Genomic DNA, 17,923 nt, shown 5'->3' on the forward strand with positions numbered 1-17,923 from the left:
ACTGACGGGTAGCATCATCGGAGCTACTTGTTGGTACGTGAACTAGCGCGAGGATCAAGTGCCTCGCCGATCTCTCTCTACGGAGCGCAGTCGCCATGGGGCACTACAAGTCGAATCTCCGCGACATCGAGTTCAACCTCTTCGAAGTACTGGGGCGCGACAAGCTGTACGGCACCGGCCCCTTCGAGGAGATGGACACCGAGACCGCGAAAAGCATCCTCGAGGAGCTGACCCGCCTCTCGGAGAACGAGCTGGCGGAGTCCTTCACGGACGCCGACCGCAACCCGCCGGTCTTCGACCCGGAGACCAACACCGCGCCGGTCCCCGCCTCCTTCAAGAAGAGCTACCAGGCCTTCATGGACTCCGAGTACTGGCGTCTCGGCCTGCCCGAGGAGATCGGCGGAACCACCGCGCCGCCGTCGCTGATCTGGTCGTACGCGGAGCTGATCCTCGGCGCCAACCCGGCCGTGTGGATGTACTCCTCCGGCCCGGCCTTCGCGGGCATCCTCTTCGACGAGGGCAACGAGACGCAGAAGCACATCGCGAAGATCGCCGTGGACAAGCAGTGGGGCTCCACCATGGTCCTCACCGAGCCGGACGCCGGCTCGGACGTGGGCGCCGGCCGCACCAAGGCCGTGCAGCAGGAGGACGGCTCCTGGCACATCGAGGGCGTGAAGCGCTTCATCACGTCCGGTGAGCACGACATGTCGGACAACATCCTCCACTACGTCCTGGCGCGTCCGGAGGGCGCGGGTCCGGGCACCAAGGGTCTCTCCCTCTTCCTCGTGCCCAAGTACCTCTTCGACTTCGAGACCGGCGAGCTGGGCGAGCGCAACGGCGTCTACGCCACCAACGTCGAGCACAAGATGGGCCTGAAGGCCTCCAACACCTGCGAGATGACCTTCGGCGACCAGCACCCCGCCAAGGGCTGGCTGATCGGTGACAAGCACGACGGCATCCGTCAGATGTTCCGGATCATCGAGTTCGCGCGGATGATGGTCGGCACGAAGGCCATCTCCACCCTCTCGACCGGCTACCTCAACGCGCTGGAGTACGCCAAGGAGCGCGTCCAGGGCTCCGACCTCGCGGCCTTCGGCGACAAGTCCGCGCCCAAGGTCACCATCACCCACCACCCCGACGTGCGCCGCGCGCTGATCACGCAGAAGGCGTACGCGGAGGGCATGCGCGCCCTCGTCCTCCACACCGCCTCGATCCAGGACGCGATCGCCGTCAAGGAGGCCAACGGCGAGGACTCCACGACCGAGCACGCGCTGAACGACCTGCTCCTGCCGATCGTGAAGGGCTACGGCTCCGAGAAGGGCTACGAGCAACTCGCGCAGTCGCTCCAGACCTTCGGCGGCTCCGGGTTCCTCCAGGAGTACCCGATCGAGCAGTACATCCGCGACGCCAAGATCGACACCCTGTACGAGGGCACCACCGCGATCCAGGGCCAGGACTTCTTCTTCCGAAAGATCGTCCGCAACCAGGGCGCCGCGCTGAACTCCCTCGCCGAGGACATCAAGAAGTTCCTCGAACTCGGCACCGGCGGTGAGGCCCTGGCGGGCGCCCGCGAGCACCTGGCCAAGGCCGCCGTCGAGCTGGAGGCCATCGTCGGCCTGATGCTGACCGACCTCGCGGCCACCGAGCAGGACGTCAAGAACATCTACAAGGTGGGCCTCAACACCACCCGCCTGCTGATGGCCTCCGGTGACGTCATCGTCGGCTACCTGCTGCTCAAGGGCGCCGCGATCGCCGCCGAGAAGCTGGAGACGGCCTCCCCGAAGGCTGTGTCTGTTAAAGACGTGTCCTTCTACACCGGCAAGATCGCGGCGGCGAAGTTCTTCGCGGCCAACGTCCTGCCGGGCGTCACACTGGCCCGCAAGATCGCGACCGGCGTCGAGCTGGACCTGATGGAGCTGGACGAGGCCGCGTTCTAGAAGGACGAGACCGCGTTCCAACTGACGCAGCGGCATCTCGGTCATCGCGCCCATCGGGGCCTTCCGGACCCGGTGAGCGACCGGCCCGCAGCGGCCGGCGTCCGCTTCGGCACGCTTGCACCGACCTCCACACCGTCCACACGAACGCCCGCTCCCTGATCACCGGGAGCGGGCGTTCGTACGTCGTTAAGGTGAACCCCATGAGCGCACCCTCCCGCTTCGACCGCGGCCACACCGACGACCTCATGTCCTTCCTGACGGCGAGCCCCTCGCCGTACCACGCCGTGGCGACCGCCGCCGAGCGGCTGGAGAAGGCAGGGTTCCGACAGGTCGCCGAGACGGACGCCTGGGACGGGACGAGCGGCGGGAAGTACGTGCTGCGCGGTGGCGCGATCGTGGCCTGGTACGTCCCCGAGGGCACCGCGCCGCACACCCCCTTCCGGATCATCGGCGCACACACCGACTCGCCCAACCTCCGCGTCAAGCCGCTCCCCGACACCGGTGCGCACGGCTGGCGCCAGGTCGCCGTGGAGATCTACGGCGGTCCGCTGCTCAACTCCTGGCTCGACCGCGACCTCGGCCTCTCCGGCCGCCTCACCCTGCGCGACGGCTCGACCCGCCTCATCGACATCGGCCGGCCGCTGCTGCGGGTGCCGCAACTCGCCATCCACCTCGACCGGGCCGTCAACACCGACGGCCTCAAGCTGGACAAGCAGCGGCACATCCAGCCCATCTGGGGCCTCGGCGGCGATGTCCGCGACGGCGACCTGATCGCCTTCCTGGAGGAGGAGTCCGGGCTGTCCGCGGGCGAGGTGACCGGCTGGGACCTGATGGTGCACTCCATCGAGCCCCCCGCCTACCTGGGCCGCGACGAGGAACTGCTGGCCGGCCCGCGCATGGACAACCTGCTCTCCGTGCACGCCGGTACGGCGGCCCTGGCGGCCGTCGCGACGAACGGCGCGACCCTGCCGTACATCCCGGTGCTCGCCGCCTTCGACCACGAGGAGAACGGCTCCCAGTCGGACACCGGTGCGGACGGACCGCTGCTCGGCACGGTCCTGGAGCGCTCGGTCTTCGCGCGCGGAGGGTCGTACGAGGACCGGGCGAGGGCCTTCGCGGGCACCGTCTGTCTGTCCTCGGACACCGGGCACGCGGTCCACCCCAACTACGCGGAGCGGCACGACCCGACGCACCACCCGCGCGTCAACGGCGGCCCGATCCTCAAGGTCAACGTCAACAACCGGTACGCCACGGACGGTTCGGGCCGGGCCGTCTTCGCCGCCGCCTGCGAGAAGGCCGGCGTGCCCTTCCAGTCCTTCGTCTCCAACAACTCCATGCCGTGCGGCACCACCATCGGCCCGATCACCGCGGCCCGGCACGGCATCCGCACCGTCGACATCGGCGTGGCCATCCTGTCGATGCACAGCGCACGGGAGTTGAGCGGCGCGGACGACCCGTATCTGCTGGCCAACGCGCTGGTGGCGTTCCTGGAGGGTTAGCGACGGGCCGCTAAAGATGTTCTCCCGCATGGGAGTTGCCCGCCGGGGTACCCGGTTTCGGTGACCGGAACGACCGGTACACCGAGCAGGGAGGCGACAGTCATGGGCCTCGGCGGGTGCATCATCCTCATCGCCGTGGGAGCCATCCTCACCTTCGCGACCGACTGGCAGATGCAGGGCGTCAACCTCGACATGGTCGGCGTCATCCTGATGATCGTCGGCCTGATCGGCGTGACGACCTTCAGCAGCATCGCCCGACGCCGCCGCGTGATGGTCCCCCCGGCATCGACCGTCGTGGAGACGGACCGCCACGACCACCGCCACCACCGCCAGGGATACGGCGACGGGTACGGGGTGTAGGTCCGTCAGGACGGCAGCGAGCCGACCGGGCCGCCCGGCACACGGGCGGGCCCGGCTCAGTCGGCAGATGCTCCACGAAGATGCCGACGAGCACCCGATGGTCGTACGTCGGGATCGGCAGGGAGAAGTGCACCCGGTCGCGGTCCCACAGGCGTTTGCCGTGCCATTCCCAGCGGTAGGTGGCGCCGTCGTGGTCGACGTTGCGCTGCTCCCACGCCTTGGCGTTCTTCTTGGTGTTCGGGCTCTCGGGGGAGATGTCCACATCGAGCGCCGAGAAGCGGCGGATGACCGAGCGACACCCCCGCCACCACCCTCTCGCCCACCCGCACCGCCCTCCGGACAACGTCGTCCCGCGCGGGGCCGCCGTACTCGACGCGATCCGCCGCACTCACGCGCGTGGGGCCCGCGTCCTCGGCTTCTGCACCGGCAGCTTCGCGCTCGCCGAGGCCGGACCGCTGGACGGGCGGCGGGCCACCGCGCACTGGTGGTGGGCGGACACCTTCCGGGAGCTGCACCCGAAGGTGCTGCTGGAACCGGACGTGCTGTTCGTCGACGAGGGCGACCTGCTGACGGCGGCAGGCAGCGCGGCCGCGCTGGACCTCGGCCTGCACCTCTGGCGCCGCGACCACGGTGCCGAGGCCGCCAACCACGTTTCCCGGCGACTGGTGTTCGCCGCGCACCGGGACGGCGGGCAGCGGCAGTTCGTGGAGCGGCCGGTGCCGGACGTGCCCCACGAGTCGCTCGGTCCGCTGCTCGCCTGGGCGCAGGAGCGGCTGGGGGGAGCCGCCGACCGTGGCCGACCTGGCGGCGCGGGCGGCCCTCTCCCCCGCCACGCTGCACCGGCGCTTCCGCGCACAGCTCGGGACGACCCCGCTGGCTTGGCTGACAGGGGAGAGGGTGGCGCTGGCGTGCCGGCTGATCGAACGCGGTGAGGAGCGGCTCGACGTGGTCGCCGCCCGCGCCGGGCTGGGGACGGCCGCGAACCTCCGCGCGCGCGTGCGGCGCGAGAGCGGGCTCAGCCCATCGGCCTATCGGCGGCGTTTCGGACCGCCCGCCGGGGAAGCGGTGAGGACATGAGATTCCTCGTGCGCGATCGCATCCTCGGCTTCGGTGACGACTACTGGATCGAGGACGACCACGGCAACAAGGTCTTCCTCGTCGACGGCAAGGCGATCCGGCTGCGGGACACCTTCGAGCTGAAGGACACCCGTGGGCGGGTTCTGATCGACATTCGCCAGAAGATGTTCGCGCTGCGCGACACGATGGTGATCGAGCGGGACGGCGAGCCCCTGGCCACCATCCGCCGCAAGCGGCTGTCCCTGCTGCGCAACCACTACCGCGTCTCCCTCGCGGACGGCCGCACCGTCCTGGACGTCAGCGGCAAGATCCTCGACCGGGAGTTCGCCGTCGACTACGACGGCGAGCTGCTGGCCGTCATCTCCCGGCGCCGGCTGAGCGTGCGGGAGACGTACGGCGTCGACGTCGTGCGGGACGATGCCGATCCGGCGCTGCTGATCGCGGTCGCGGTGTGCGTGATCCACCTGGCGGAGAAGGAACGGGAGGACTGAGAGGGCTGGGGGGACTGGGGACACTGGGGGACTGGGGAGGGCTGAGGAGACCAGGAAGGCCACAGGCCTCAGCGGCGGGGCGGCGCCAGTCCCAGGACCCGGTCCTTCAGGGCCGGGAACTGCTCCCTCGTCGTCGCCACCTTCGCCGGGTCGAACTCCACGGTGAGGATCTCCTCGCCCGGCCCGGCCTCGGCCAGCACCTCGCCCCACGGATCGACCACGATCGAGTGACCGGCCTGCGGAACTCCGGCGTGCGTCCCGGCCGTTCCACATGCGAGCACGAACGCCTGGTTCTCGACCGCCCGCGCCTGAGCCAGCAGCGTCCAGTGTGCCCGGCGGCGCTCCGGCCAGCCCGCGGGGACGACCAGGGTCTCGGCGCCGGCGTCGACGAGACCGCGGAAGAGTTCGGGGAAGCGGAGGTCGTAGCAGGTGGCCACACCCAGGGTTGTTTCGGGCAGCCGTACCGTCACCAGATCACGGCCCGCGCCCATCAGCACCGCCTCGCCCTTGTCGAAGCCGAAGCGGTGGATCTTGCGGTAGGCGCCGGCCCGCTCACCGGAGGGGGAGAAGACGAGCGAGGTGTTGTAGAGGGTCCCGTCGGGGTCGCGCTCGGGAATCGAGCCGGCGTGCAGCCACACGCCCGCGTCGCTCGCGGCCTTGGCCATCGCCTCGTGCGTCGGGCCGTCCAGCGGCTCGGCCTCGGCTGCGAACTCCTCGTAGGCGAAGGCCCCGGTCGTCCACAGTTCGGGCAGGACGACCAGGTCGGCGGCACCGGCTTGATCGCGTACGAGGGACGCGACCCGCTCCCGCCGCGATTCAACCGATTCGCCCTCATCTACGGCGATCTGGATCAGAGAGGCGCGCACACTACCACCGTCCTGGCATTCGAGCCGTTCACACGGGCCTACGATCGTCACACGAAAGCACTGCCGGGGTGCCTCACAGCAGCGTAGCTTGGGGGTCCCCCCAGCCTCGAGCGCAGGCGAGGACTGGGGGAGTTCCAAGACACCGCCGAGAGCCACCTCCCGCTGGCAAACCCGCCACCACCGCCCGAGTACCGACCGCCGAGGGGTCCCGTTCCGTGAGTCTGCATCCCACCCTCCAGTCCTACGCCGACGCCTGGACCCACTCCATCGAAGCGATATCCGAGCTGGTGCAGCCGCTTGTCGAGGGTGAGTGGAACAGGCGGACCCCGTGCCCCGGATGGTCGGTCCGCGACCTCGTCTCGCATGTCATCGGCCTGGACAGCGAGATGTACGGCGATCCGCGCCCGATCCACACCCTGCCGCGCGACCTCTTCCACGTCACCAACGACTTCCAGCGCTACATGGAGATGCAGGTCGACGTCCGCCGCCACCACACGGCGCCGGAGATGACCTCCGAACTGGAACTCTCGATCATCCGGCGCAACCGCCAGCTGCGGAACGAGACCCGTCAGCCGGACACCATGGTCCGCGGCCACCTCGGCACCGAGCTGACCCTGGAGCAGTCGATGCGCAACCACGCCTTCGCCGTGTGGGTGCACGAACAGGACCTCCGGACCGCCCTCGGCCGCCCCGGCAACCTCGACTCCCCCGGCGCGCACATCGCCCGTGACGTGCTGCTCGACGCGCTGCCTGCCGTCGTCGCCGAGAAGGCCGACGCACCGCGCAGCTCCGCGATCGTCTTCGACGTCCACGGGCCCATCGAGTTCCTGCGCACGATCCGCGTCGACATCCAGGGCCGCGGCACCCTGGAGACGGCCCCCGCGCTCGGTCCCGCCGCCGCCTTCGCCCTCGACTGGGAGACGTACGTCCGCCTGGCCTGCGGCCGGGTGACCCCGGAGGCGGTGGCGGACCGTGTGAAGGCGGAGGGTGAACCGGCACTGACGGCTGCGGTCCTGCGGAACTTCGCGGTGACCAAGTAGCGCCGGCGGCGGTCGCGACGGAACGGGCCCGCCGTGATGATCACGGCGGGCCCGTCGCGTGGCTGTACCGGCGTCAGCTGATCTTGGCGTAGCCGTAGTTGATGAGCTTCTTCACGTCGGCCGTGCGGTTCGCCGCGTCGGGAGCCGTGAGGACGGTGCCCACCACCGACTCGCCGTTGCGCGTGGCGGCGAAGATGAGGCAGTACTTGGCCTGGGTGCCGGAGCCGGTCTTGATGCCGAGCGTGCCGTTCCAGCCGAGCAGGGTGTTGGTGTTGGTCCACGTCGCCATCGTGCGCGTGGCGCCGGTCTTCGTGATCGTCCTCGCCGTGTAGGCCTTGGTCTTCACGACGGCCTTGAACGTGGAGCTCTTCATCACGTTGCGGCCGAGCTTCGTCAGGTCGCGCGGCGTCGAGTAGTTGGAGCCGTTGCTGAGGCCGTCGAACGAGTCGAAGTGCGTGTTCGTCATGCCCAGGCTCTTGGCCGTGGTGTTCATCTTGGCGATGAAGTTCTTGGTGCGGGCCGCGACGGTCGTGCCGGTGCCGAACTTGTCGGCGAGGACCATCGCCGCGTCACAGCCGGACGGCAGCATCATCCCGTAGAGCAGCTGACGGACGGTCACCTTGTCGCCGACGATCAGCCTGGCCGACGAGGGGTAACCCTCCCGGACCATGTAGTTGCTGACCTCCGACCTCACCGTGACCTTGGTGTCAAGGTTGAGGTTCGGCTGCGAGAGCACGACCTTCGCGGTCATGACCTTCGTGGTGGAGGCGGTGAGCCTCTTGTAGTCGGCGGACTTGCCGTACAGCGTCGCGCCGGTCGCGCTGTTCATCAGGAACGCGCCCTTGGCGGTGATCGTGGGCACCGCGACAGCCTGTGCCGGTGCCGCGAAAACCACTGCCGTGGAGAGCATCGCGCCGGCCGTCACGGCGACGGCGGCGGCTCTGCGTACACGGAGGCCCTTGGTGGCGGTTATCAACTGAAATACCCCGATTGCGTCGAATGTCCCTACGATGCGGCCGAGTTGAAAGGGCAAGACAGAAGGGGCCGCATGTGTGTGACACGTAAGTAGCACAGATGGTTGTGCGCCCGCTGCGACGGATTTTCGGCTCCACCCGTTCCAGCCCTCCGGCCCTCCAGCCCTCCGGCGGCCTCCGGTCGTACAAGTGTCACGGTCCGGCCGACCACATACTGGACCCGCCTCCCCTTGAGTACGTGTTGTATCTATCCTGTTCGCATGCCTCCCGCCTCTGCCGCGCCCGCCCCCGTCAAGCAGCCCCCCGCGGCCGACCGCGTCTACGCCCACGTCAAGCAGGGCGTCCTGGACCGTCGTTACGAAGGCGGGGTCCTCCTCACCGAGGGCGAGCTGGCCGAGGCCGTCGGAGTCTCCCGCACGCCGGTGCGTGAAGCGCTGCTGCGGTTGGAGGCCGAAGGGCTGATCAAGCTCTATCCGAAGAAGGGCGCCCTGGTCCTGCCGGTATCCGCGCAGGAGATCAAGGACGTCGTGGAGACCCGCCTGCTGGTCGAGGAGCACGCGGCACGCAAGGCCGTGCCCGCGCCCGCCGGGCTGATCCGGCGGCTCGAAGAACTCCTGGAGCAGCAGAAGGCGCAGGCCGCCGCCGGTGACCTGGCCGGCGCCGCCGTCACCGACCGCTGTTTCCACGCCGAGATCGTCCGCAGCGGCGGCAACGACATCCTGTCCCGGCTCTACGACCAACTGCGCGACCGTCAGCTGCGGATGGGTGTCGCCGTGATGCACTCCCACCCCGACCGGATCGCCAAGACCCTCGCCGAACACGAGGAGATACTCCAGGCCCTGCGCTCCGGTGACGCGGAGGCGGCCGTGGGGATCGTCCACCGGCACGTCGGCTGGTTCTCGCACCTCGCGCGAGGTGAGGTCCGATGAGCAACATCACCCGCCCGGGTGACCCTCCCGGCGGGCGGCGCGCGGCAGCCGTATGGGGGATCGGCGTCTCCGTGTACTTCGTCGCCGTCATCTTCCGTACGTCGCTGGGCGTGGCCGGCCTGGACGCCGCCGACCGCTTCCATGTGAACGCCTCGGCCCTGTCGACCTTCTCGATCCTCCAGCTGCTGGTCTACGCCGGCATGCAGATACCCGTGGGCCTGCTCGTCGACCGGCTCGGCACCAAGAAGGTGCTGGCCATCGGCGTCGTCCTGTTCACGGCCGGACAACTCGGCTTCGCCTTCTCCCCCACGTACGGCACCGCCCTCGCCTCACGCGCGCTGCTCGGCTGCGGGGACGCGATGACGTTCATCAGCGTGCTGCGGCTCGGCAGCCGCTGGTTCCCCGCCCGGCGCGGACCCCTCGTGGCGCAGCTCGCCGGCCTGGCCGGCATGGCGGGCAACCTCGTCTCCACCCTGCTCCTGGCCCGGCTGCTGCACGGCATCGGATGGACGTCGGCGTTCGCGGGCAGCGCGCTCGCCGGGGTCGTCGTCCTCGTCCTGCTCCTGCTGTTCCTGAAGGACCACCCCGAGGGCCACGAGCCCGAGCCGTTCCCGCACCAGGGCGCCACCTACGTACGGCGGCAGATCACCGCGTCCTGGCGGGAGCCGGGCACGCGGCTGGGGCTGTGGGTGCACTTCACCACGCAGTTCCCGGCGATGGTGTTCCTGCTGCTGTGGGGCATGCCGTTCCTCGTCGAGGCGCAGGGCCTCACCCGCGCCACCGCCGGCGAACTGCTGACCCTGGTCGTCCTGTCCAACATGGCCGTCGGACTCGTCTACGGCCAGGTCGTCGCCCGGCACCACGAGGCGCGGCTTCCGCTGGCGCTCGGCACCGTCGGGGCGACCGCGCTGCTGTGGGCGACCACACTGGCCTACCCCGGCGACCACGCGCCGATGTGGCTGCTCATCACACTGTGCGCCGTGCTGGGCGCCTGCGGACCGGCGTCGATGCTCGGCTTCGACTTCGCAAGGCCGGCGAATCCGCCCGAGCGGCAGGGCACCGCGTCCGGCATCACCAACATGGGCGGGTTCGTCGCCTCCATGACGACCCTCTTCGCGGTCGGCGTCCTGCTGGACGCGACCGACGACGACTACCGGATCGCCTTCTCCTCGGTGTTCGTGCTCCAGGCACTCGGGGTCAGCCAGATCCTGCGGTTGCGCTCGCGCGTGGCCCGCCGGGAGAAGGAGCGGCTGGTCGCGAGCCGGGTGTCGTCGGTGCACGTGCCCGCGTAGTGCTCGCATAGTGCTCGCCGCCCTGCCGACGGACCCGGTGGGGAAACCGCTGGGAGACCTGGCGGGAAGCTGGCGGGAAACTGGCGGGAGACCTGACGGGGAAACTCTGTTGTCGCCCGCCCGTTCACGATCTAGCGTCATCGCCAACGACGTGTAGCTCAGTAGCCAGAGCACCGGGCTCCAAACCCGGAGGACGCGGGGGCGGAACCCGCCACGTCGGCGCATCGGCGTGTAGCTCAGCAGGAGAGCACCGGGCTGTACACCCGGAGGGCACGGGGGCGGAACCCGTCACGCCGGCTTATGAACCACGACGCTGACCAGCAGCACCTCGTAGAGGCGAACCCGGGCTACGCGTCCGGCCAACTGGCCAAGGCGCTCACCACCGCCCGCACCCACCAGGACCCCGAGACCCGACGCCGAGCGCAGGACCGCGGCCGGCGCTGGCGTGACGTCCTGTCGGGCATGACCGGCGGACTGCTGACGATCGGTTCCCGCACGCCCGTCGCGGGCCTGCCCGCCTGGGTCACGCCCGAGGTCCTGCGCGGCGGCTTCGCCACCGGGCAGCCGGCCGCCGGCGGACCCCTGCTCGCCCACGAGACCGAGGCCGCCCGCCGGGCGGGCGTCCCGGAGAACCGGCGGGACCTGTTCGCGTACTGGCTGTCGGAGGAAGGCCTCGGCCTGCTCCACGACCTGCTCGACACCGGACGGTACGAGGTGACCGTGCCCGAGGAGGCCGCCCTGCTCACCGTGGCGTGGCTGGCGCGGGCCGGGGAGACGGACGCGGCCCTCGAACTCGTCGAGGAACTCGCCCCGTTCGCCGACCGCCTGCGGTTCGCACCGCGGCCGTCCGGCCTCCCGGCACCCGACCCCGGCGCCGTGCACCGCCGTACCGTCGGCGACGCCGTCGACACGCTCGTGCGGCGCACGCCCAGCCGGGCCGTGGAGACGCAGCGCGAGGCGCTGACCGTCTGGCAGCCGTTCGGGGACGAACTGCTCGCGCTCTGGCTGGAGACGGGCGACGCGGACGGGCTCGTCCTGGCCCGCACCCCCGGCCCCGACTGGCGCGAGCGTGGCGCCGCACTGCTGCGCCGCTACGCCGACCTGGCGAGCCGGCACACGTACTGCACCAAGCACCTCCAGCCCAAGCAGAACCTGGCGATCCTGCGCGGCGCACTGGAGGAGACCGTCGGCGGGCGGGAGCTGGACGCGCGCCGGTCCGGGCTGCTGCGGCACGCCGTCACCTCCATGGTGCGGCGGCGCGGGCTGCCCGGCTCCGCGCGGCTGACGGCGCTGCGCCGGGAGCAGGCCGTCCAGGCGGCGCTGCCCTCGCACCACGCGCTCGCCCAGCTGGTGCTGCGCCGGCTGGCCGGGCTGCCGCAGGAGGTGGGGGTCGCGGAGGTCGCGCCGCTCCTGGTTCCGGTGAGCGAGGACGAGGCCCGGGACACGGGGCTGCCCGCGGGGGCCGCCGTCCCGGCCGCCCTGCGGCGGCCCGTCGAGGTCGCACTGAGCGCGCCCGTCGGCACGCTCGTGGAGCGCGGTCTCGTGCCGTCCGCGGAGGTGCTGGCCGAGCTGGTCCCGCAGCTCGTCGCCGTGACCACCGCACAGGCCTACCCGGACGAGGCCCTGCGGACGCTGGCCGCCGCCGGCTACCGCGCCTTCCGCAACCGCCGTTCGCTGCTGCTGCTCAACCTCGAACGACAGGTGCGGGCGGAGGAGTTGCCCTGGGTGAAGGCGGTGGCCGGGCAGCGCTCCGCCGCCGAGGCGGGCGAGGAGCCCGCGCGCGCCCTGCGGCAGCTGGGCGAGCTGGCCGTGCAGGCGTTCCCGGCGACCGTCCTGCCCAACCCGCTGGTCCGTGAACTGTCCGTGCTGGCCCGCGAGGCGGAGCTGGGCGCTCCCCTGGTGGAGGAGCTGGCCGCGGACATCTTCATGGGCACGTTCACCCCGAAGTTCCTCGCCGCCGCCCGCGTCGCGGCGGAACTCCTGGGCGGAGGTTCGCTGTACGAGCGCTACTACGCCATCGACTACCGCGCGATCCGCACGATGGCGATCATCGAGGCCGCCGAGGCCCAGACAGGGCGGAACCGGCCGCGCACCTCCCCCGGGTTCGCGGAACTGTGCGCGAAGCGGGCCGCGGGCTCCTCGCCCGGCCTCCGGTACTTCGGCTCCACGGCCGTGAACGGCACGGTGATCGAGCAGGCGCAGATCCTCACCACGCACAATCTCGCCACGCTGGTCCACCGGGTCGGCATCGCCCCGGCCACCGGTTGGGAGGACCTGGCGCGGCGCAGTTTCGACACGGTGTGCCGGCTGACCGCGCGGGTCCACGGCAACCCGCGCCCCCTGACCACGATCAAGGACGCCGCCTACGCCTGGCGCCAGATGCTGTTCCACCTGTCCCTCTGCACCGGGGAGGAGCAGGCCCGCACCCTGAGCTGGGTGACGGAGGAGGCCGGGCGCCAGCCCGGTCATGTCACGGGCCGCCTGGCCCCGGCGCTCACGGGTCTGCGCCAGGTCGCGGAGGGCGGCTCGGCGGACACGGGAGCGGGCCGACGGCTGCTGGGGTGGAGCACCGAGTGGCACTGGATGCGCGAGCCGGGGAGCGCCGGGGGGCGGTGAGAGTGTCCCGCCCTCACCCAGCCTCCGTCCCGGCCTCGGCCTTCGCCTCCATCTCCGTCTTCGGGTGAGGCCGCGTACCTGTCACCGGGTACGCGGCCTCCCCGGACGGGGTGGCAAATCAGCCCCAGGTGATCAATCTCTTCGGCTGCTCCAGGACGGCCGCCACGTCGGCGAGCACCTTGGAGCCCAGTTCGCCGTCGACCAGGCGGTGGTCGAAGCTCAGTGCCAGGGTGGTCACCTGACGGGGCTTCACCTTGCCCTTGTGGACCCACGGCTGGAGCTTGATCGCGCCGACCGCGAGGATCGCGGACTCGCCGGGGTTGAGGATCGGCGTGCCGGTGTCGACACCGAAGACGCCGACGTTGGTGATGGTGACCGTGCCGCCCTGCATGGCCGCCGGGGACGTCTTGCCCTCGCGCGCCGTCGCCACCAGTTCGCCGAGTGCCTCGGCCAGCTGGGGCAGCGTCTTGTCGTGGGCGTCCTTGAGGTTCGGCACGATCAGCCCGCGCGGGGTCGCTGCCGCGATGCCCAGGTTGACGTAATGCTTGCGCACGATCTCCTGGTTGGCCTCGTCCCAGGACGCGTTGACGTCCGGGTTGCGCTTGATGGCGACCAGCAGGGCCTTGGCGATCAGCAGGAGCGGATTGACCCGCAGCCCCTGCATGTCCTTGTCGCCCTTCAGCTCCTCGACGAGCTTCATCGTGCGCGTGACGTCGACCGTCACGAACTCGGTGACATGCGGCGCCGTGAACGCCGAACCCACCATCGCCTGCGCCGTCGCCTTGCGCACCCCCTTGACCGGGATACGCGTCTCACGGCCCGAGTCGTACGAGGCCGCCGGGGCCAAAGCCGCGCTCGTGACCGGCGCGGTGCTGACCGGCGCGGTCGCCGCCGGCGTGGGCTGCGGTGCCGTCGGCGGGGCCGGAGCCTGCGCCGGGGCGGCCGCCGCCGCGTGGACATCCTCGCGCGTGATGATGCCGTCCGGGCCGGAGGGGACCACCGAGGCGAGGTCCACGCCCAGGTCCTTGGCCAGTTTGCGTACCGGCGGCTTGGCCAGCGGACGCGGCCGGTCGGCGGCCGTGGCCGGGGCGGAGACAGGGGCCGACGGGGCGGGGGCCGCCTCGGGGACCGTCCCGTGTCCGTTCAGCTCCGCCTGTACGGCCGCGGAGACCGGCGCGGACTCCTGGGCCGGGATCTCGGCGGACTTGCGCGGGCGGCGCTTGGTCGAGGAGGTGGCCACGCCGTAGCCGACGAGAACCGGCTGGCGGCCGGACCCCTGCGCCTTCGGCTCCTCGGGCTCCTCCTCCACAGCGGGTGCGGGCTCGGGGGCGGCGGCCGGGGCCGACCCGCCCGACACGTCCACCGCGATGATCGACATGCCCACGTCGACCGTGGTGCCCTCGGGGAACCGCAGCTCGCGCACCACACCGTCGTAGGGGATGGGCAGTTCGACGGCGGCCTTGGCCGTCTCGACCTCGCACACCACCTGGCCGTCGGTCACCGTGTCACCCGGCTGGACATACCACTTGAGGATCTCGGCCTCGGTGAGTCCCTCGCCCACGTCGGGCATCTTGAACTCGCGTACGGACGCTTCCGTCATCGTCGTCACGACCCTCTCCTCAGTACGCCAGGGCGCGGTCGACGGTGTCGAGTACCCGGTCCAGGCCCGGCAGGTACTCGTCTTCCAGACGGGCCGGCGGGTACGGGGCGTGGTAGCCGCCGACCCGGAGCACCGGGGCCTCCAGGTGGTAGAAGCAGCGCTCCGTGATCCGGGCGGCGATCTCCGCTCCCGAACCGAAGAACACCGGCGCCTCGTGGACGACGACCAGACGGCGGGTCTTCTCCACGGACGCCTGGATGGAGTCGAAGTCGAGCGGGGAGACCGACCGCAGGTCGAGGATCTCCAGGTTCTTGCCCTCCTCGGCGGCCGCGGCGGCGGCCTCCTGGCAGAGCTTCACCATCGGACCGTAGGCGACGAGGGTCAGGTCGGTGCCCTCGCGGACGACCCGGGCCTTGTGCAAGGGGCCGGGGATCGCCTCCGGGTCGACCTCGCCCTTGTCCCAGTAGCGCCGCTTCGGCTCGAAGAAGATCACCGGGTCGTCGCTCTGGATGGCCTGCTGCATCATCCAGTAGGCGTCGCCCGCGTTCGACGGGGAGACCACCTTCAGGCCCGCCACGTGCGCGAAGAGCGACTCGGGGGACTCCGAGTGGTGCTCCACGGCACCGATGCCACCGCCGTAGGGGATGCGGATGACGACCGGCATCTTGATCTTGCCGAGCGCACGCGCGTGCATCTTCGCGAGCTGGGTGACGATCTGGTCGTAGGCCGGGAAGACGAAGCCGTCGAACTGGATCTCCACCACCGGGCGGTAACCGCGCAGGGCCAGGCCGATGGCCGTGCCCACGATGCCCGACTCCGCGAGCGGGGTGTCGATGACGCGTGACTCGCCGAAGTCCTTCTGGAGGCCGTCCGTCACCCGGAACACGCCGCCCAGCTTGCCCACGTCCTCGCCCATGACGAGGACCTTGGGATCCGACTCCAGGGCCTTGCGCAGCGACTCGTTGATCGCCTTGGCGAGGGCCATCTTCTCCGCCATCTCAGTTACCCCCCTCGGGAGCGTCCGCGAACGACGCCTGGTAGGCGGCGAACTGGGCTCGCTCCTCGTCGACGAGCGCATGCCCGTCCGCGTACACGTTCTCGAAGATGGCGAAATGGTCCGGGTCCGGCATGGAACGGACCGCTTCGCGCACTCGCCTTCCCAACGCCTCGCTCTCGGCCTCGAGTTCCGCGAAGAATCCCTCGTCCGTGTGGTTTGACGCCTCCAGGAACCGGCGCAGGCGCAGGATCGGGTCCTTCGCCTCCCAGGCCGCCCGCTCGTCGTCGTGGCGGTAGCGGGTCGGGTCGTCGGAGGTCGTGTGGGCACCCATGCGGTACGTGTACGCCTCGACGAGGGTCGGCCCCTCGCCCCTGCGGGCCCGCTCCAGCGCCCACTTGGTGACCGCGAGGCAGCCGAGGACGTCGTTGCCGTCGACGCGGACGCCCGGGAAGCCGTAGCCCTGGGCGCGCTGGTAGAGCGGCACACGGGTCTGCTTCTCGGTCGGCTCGGAGATCGCCCACTGGTTGTTCTGGCAGAAGAACACCACCGGCGCGTTGTAGACCGCGGAGAAGGTGAACGACTCGGCCACGTCGCCCTGGCTGGAGGCGCCGTCGCCGAAGTAGGCGATGACCGCCGAGTCCGCGCCGTCCTTGGCCACGCCCATGGCGTAGCCCGTCGCGTGCAGCGTCTGGGAGCCGATGACGATCGTGTAGAGGTGGAAGTTGTTGCTGTTGGGGTCCCAGCCCCCGTTGTTCACCCCGCGGAACATGCCCAGCAGGTTCGCCGGGTCGACACCGCGGCACCAGGCCACGCCGTGCTCGCGGTAGGTCGGGAAGACGTAGTCGTCGTCGCGCAGGGCCCGGCCGGAACCGATCTGGGCGGCCTCCTGGCCGAGCAGCGAGGCCCACAGGCCCAGCTCGCCCTGGCGCTGGAGGGAGGTGGCCTCGGCGTCGAAACGGCGGGTGAGCACCATGTCGCGGTAGAGACCGCGCAGCTCGTCGGGCGTGACATCGGCGACGTACGGGTCGTACTCGGCGTTCTTCACGCGCTTGCCCTCGGGCGTCAGCAGCTGCACGAGCTGGGGCTCGGCGGTGCCCTTCCCGGCGGCGGCGCGGGGGGTGCGGGGGGCGCGCTTGGCGCCGGTGGCCTTGGTCTCCGTGCCGGTGGCCTCGGCCGCCGTCTCGGTGCCGGTGCCGGTGGCGCCGGCCTTGCCTCCGGCGCTGCGTCGCGGCTTGCGCGCGGCAGTGCTCTCCACGGTCACGTGTGCTCCTCCGTCGGTCCGGCCCCCGGGGTTGCCGGGTGGCTGGGGGTCCCCCCGACTCGTTTCAGAGCCTGGGGGAGCGGCTCACCTGTTCCGAAAACCCGTGCACGGGGTGGGTGCCCTCGGCCGGAACAGGCGTGACAGGTGCCCCGGCGAGCGCCCTGCAAGCCTCACGTTACCCAGTGCGCCACATTTCTGTGAAACACCACCTGACCTGCGTTTTTGCTTGGATTTCCAAGTAAATCGGCAAAGTCGGGAAGCGGCCAGGTCACAGCCTTGCAGGAGGCCGGAGCAGGGGCACGTTATCCCGCGTACCCGCGCCACGGGAAGAGTTCCCGCCCGGGAGTGCCTCCGAGCCCGCCGCACCTGACCGTCCGCAGGGCGCACGACGCCCCCCGGACCACTTCGCAGCCTAGGCGCACCCCAAGCCGACCACCCGAGACCACTTATGACATTCGGTGACGTTCTGTGACAATGCCCAGTTCACAGCCTCGCCGCGTGCCCTACCATCGGCGCGTGCCGCGCTCCTGTGTACCACCCCTCATCAATCACGCGCCCCCTTTGGGCGCCCTGCTCCGGCGCTACGCCGCCGGGTCCGCGCTCGCCTGCGAGCCCGTCGACCAGGGGCTGCTGAACCGCGGCTACCGGCTGCGCACGACTCGTGGCCGCTACTTCCTCAAGCACCACTTCGACCCCGACACCGCCGACCCGGTCTCCATCGTCCGCCAGCACCGGGCCACGCAACGCCTCGCCGACCTGGGGGTCCCGGTGGCGCCCCCACTGCCCGGCCGCGACGGACGCACGGTCGCCGTCGTCGGCGGCCACGCCTACGCGCTGCACCCGTGGGTCGACGGCAGGCACCGTCACGGGGCCCAGCTGACTGCCGGCGCGTGCGGCCGCCTGGGGGCGCTGCTGGGGGTGGTCCACGCGAGCCTGGAGCGCGTGATGCCCGCCCACGCGCGGGCGCGCGCCACCCCCGCCGAG

General features: G+C 70.8%; 14 protein-coding genes, 2 tRNA genes and 1 pseudogene. 12 read left to right on the forward strand and 5 right to left on the reverse strand.

Annotation, left to right across the window (positions count from 1 at the left end; all coding sequences use genetic code 11):
• The first annotated feature begins 95 nt into the window (after positions 1 to 95).
• The 5 genes and pseudogenes from P1P75_RS16355 (at position 96) to P1P75_RS16375 (ending at position 5,364) form a co-directional block, all read left to right on the forward strand.
• A complete protein-coding gene (locus tag P1P75_RS16355; protein ID WP_319255849.1) occupies positions 96 to 1,937 on the forward strand; it encodes an acyl-CoA dehydrogenase in 1,842 nt (613 codons plus the stop codon).
• Between the two features lie 200 nt (positions 1,938 to 2,137).
• Entirely contained in the window at positions 2,138 to 3,436 is a 1,299-nt protein-coding gene (locus P1P75_RS16360; RefSeq protein WP_319255851.1) for a M18 family aminopeptidase, read from the forward strand.
• 102 nt (positions 3,437 to 3,538) lie between these two features.
• Positions 3,539 to 3,796, forward strand: a complete 258-nt coding sequence (locus P1P75_RS16365) for a DUF6458 family protein (RefSeq protein ID WP_319255853.1) — start codon at positions 3,539 to 3,541, stop codon at positions 3,794 to 3,796.
• Between the two features lie 179 nt (positions 3,797 to 3,975).
• A pseudogene (locus tag P1P75_RS16370) lies at positions 3,976 to 4,873 on the forward strand (helix-turn-helix domain-containing protein).
• Positions 4,870 to 5,364 carry an LURP-one-related family protein gene (locus P1P75_RS16375; RefSeq protein WP_319255855.1) on the forward strand — a complete coding sequence of 165 codons (495 nt, stop codon included), beginning with the start codon at positions 4,870 to 4,872 and terminating at the stop codon, positions 5,362 to 5,364. The pseudogene P1P75_RS16370 and the gene P1P75_RS16375 overlap by 4 nt, the downstream one beginning before the upstream one ends.
• Positions 5,365 to 5,432: 68 nt before the next feature.
• Here the strand turns inward: P1P75_RS16375 and P1P75_RS16380 are convergent, their stop codons facing one another.
• Positions 5,433 to 6,230: a carbon-nitrogen family hydrolase gene (locus P1P75_RS16380; RefSeq protein WP_319255857.1), complete on the reverse strand. Its 798-nt coding sequence runs from the start codon at positions 6,228 to 6,230 to the stop codon at positions 5,433 to 5,435.
• 215 nt (positions 6,231 to 6,445) lie between these two features.
• Between P1P75_RS16380 and P1P75_RS16385 the strand changes: the two genes are divergently transcribed.
• Entirely contained in the window at positions 6,446 to 7,270 is an 825-nt protein-coding gene (locus P1P75_RS16385; RefSeq protein WP_319255859.1) for a maleylpyruvate isomerase family mycothiol-dependent enzyme, read from the forward strand.
• Positions 7,271 to 7,343: 73 nt separating this feature from the next.
• Here P1P75_RS16385 and P1P75_RS16390 read toward each other — a convergent pair whose 3' ends face one another.
• Positions 7,344 to 8,195 carry a serine hydrolase gene (locus P1P75_RS16390; RefSeq protein WP_319255876.1) on the reverse strand — a complete coding sequence of 284 codons (852 nt, stop codon included), beginning with the start codon at positions 8,193 to 8,195 and terminating at the stop codon, positions 7,344 to 7,346.
• 309 nt (positions 8,196 to 8,504) lie between these two features.
• Here P1P75_RS16390 and P1P75_RS16395 point away from each other — a divergent pair, with 309 nt between their 5' ends.
• The 5 genes from P1P75_RS16395 (at position 8,505) to P1P75_RS16415 (ending at position 13,081) form a co-directional block, all read left to right on the forward strand.
• Complete coding sequence (locus tag P1P75_RS16395; protein ID WP_319255860.1) at positions 8,505 to 9,173, forward strand: GntR family transcriptional regulator; 669 nt, start codon at positions 8,505 to 8,507, stop codon at positions 9,171 to 9,173.
• On the forward strand, positions 9,170 to 10,465 hold the full coding sequence (locus tag P1P75_RS16400; RefSeq protein WP_319255862.1) for an MFS transporter: 1,296 nt from the start codon (positions 9,170 to 9,172) through the stop codon (positions 10,463 to 10,465). Before P1P75_RS16395 ends, P1P75_RS16400 begins: the two co-directional genes overlap by 4 nt.
• Before the next feature lie 147 nt (positions 10,466 to 10,612).
• Positions 10,613 to 10,685, forward strand: a tRNA-Trp gene (locus P1P75_RS16405).
• A 5-nt stretch (positions 10,686 to 10,690) separates the two neighbouring features.
• A tRNA-Tyr gene (locus tag P1P75_RS16410) sits at positions 10,691 to 10,762 on the forward strand.
• Between the two features lie 3 nt (positions 10,763 to 10,765).
• Entirely contained in the window at positions 10,766 to 13,081 is a 2,316-nt protein-coding gene (locus tag P1P75_RS16415) for a hypothetical protein (protein ID WP_319255864.1), read from the forward strand.
• A gap of 118 nt (positions 13,082 to 13,199) precedes the next feature.
• Here the strand turns inward: P1P75_RS16415 and P1P75_RS16420 are convergent, their stop codons facing one another.
• The 3 genes from P1P75_RS16420 to pdhA are packed head-to-tail and all read right to left on the reverse strand — an operon-like array spanning position 13,200 to position 16,939.
• Positions 13,200 to 14,690 carry a dihydrolipoamide acetyltransferase family protein gene (locus tag P1P75_RS16420; protein WP_319255866.1) on the reverse strand — a complete coding sequence of 497 codons (1,491 nt, stop codon included), beginning with the start codon at positions 14,688 to 14,690 and terminating at the stop codon, positions 13,200 to 13,202.
• 10 nt (positions 14,691 to 14,700) lie between these two features.
• Positions 14,701 to 15,678, reverse strand: a complete 978-nt coding sequence (locus P1P75_RS16425; protein ID WP_319255868.1) for an alpha-ketoacid dehydrogenase subunit beta — start codon at positions 15,676 to 15,678, stop codon at positions 14,701 to 14,703.
• Between the two features lies 1 nt (position 15,679).
• Positions 15,680 to 16,939, reverse strand: a complete 1,260-nt coding sequence (gene pdhA, locus P1P75_RS16430; RefSeq protein ID WP_319255870.1) for a pyruvate dehydrogenase (acetyl-transferring) E1 component subunit alpha — start codon at positions 16,937 to 16,939, stop codon at positions 15,680 to 15,682.
• 516 nt (positions 16,940 to 17,455) lie between these two features.
• Here pdhA and P1P75_RS16435 point away from each other — a divergent pair.
• Positions 17,456 to 17,923, forward strand: a 468-nt coding sequence (locus P1P75_RS16435) for a phosphotransferase (RefSeq protein WP_319255872.1), incomplete at its 3' end; no start/stop codon positions are given.

The organism is Streptomyces sp. ID05-39B (assembly GCF_033794725.1).
Lineage (GTDB): Bacteria > Actinomycetota > Actinomycetes > Streptomycetales > Streptomycetaceae > Streptomyces > Streptomyces bobili.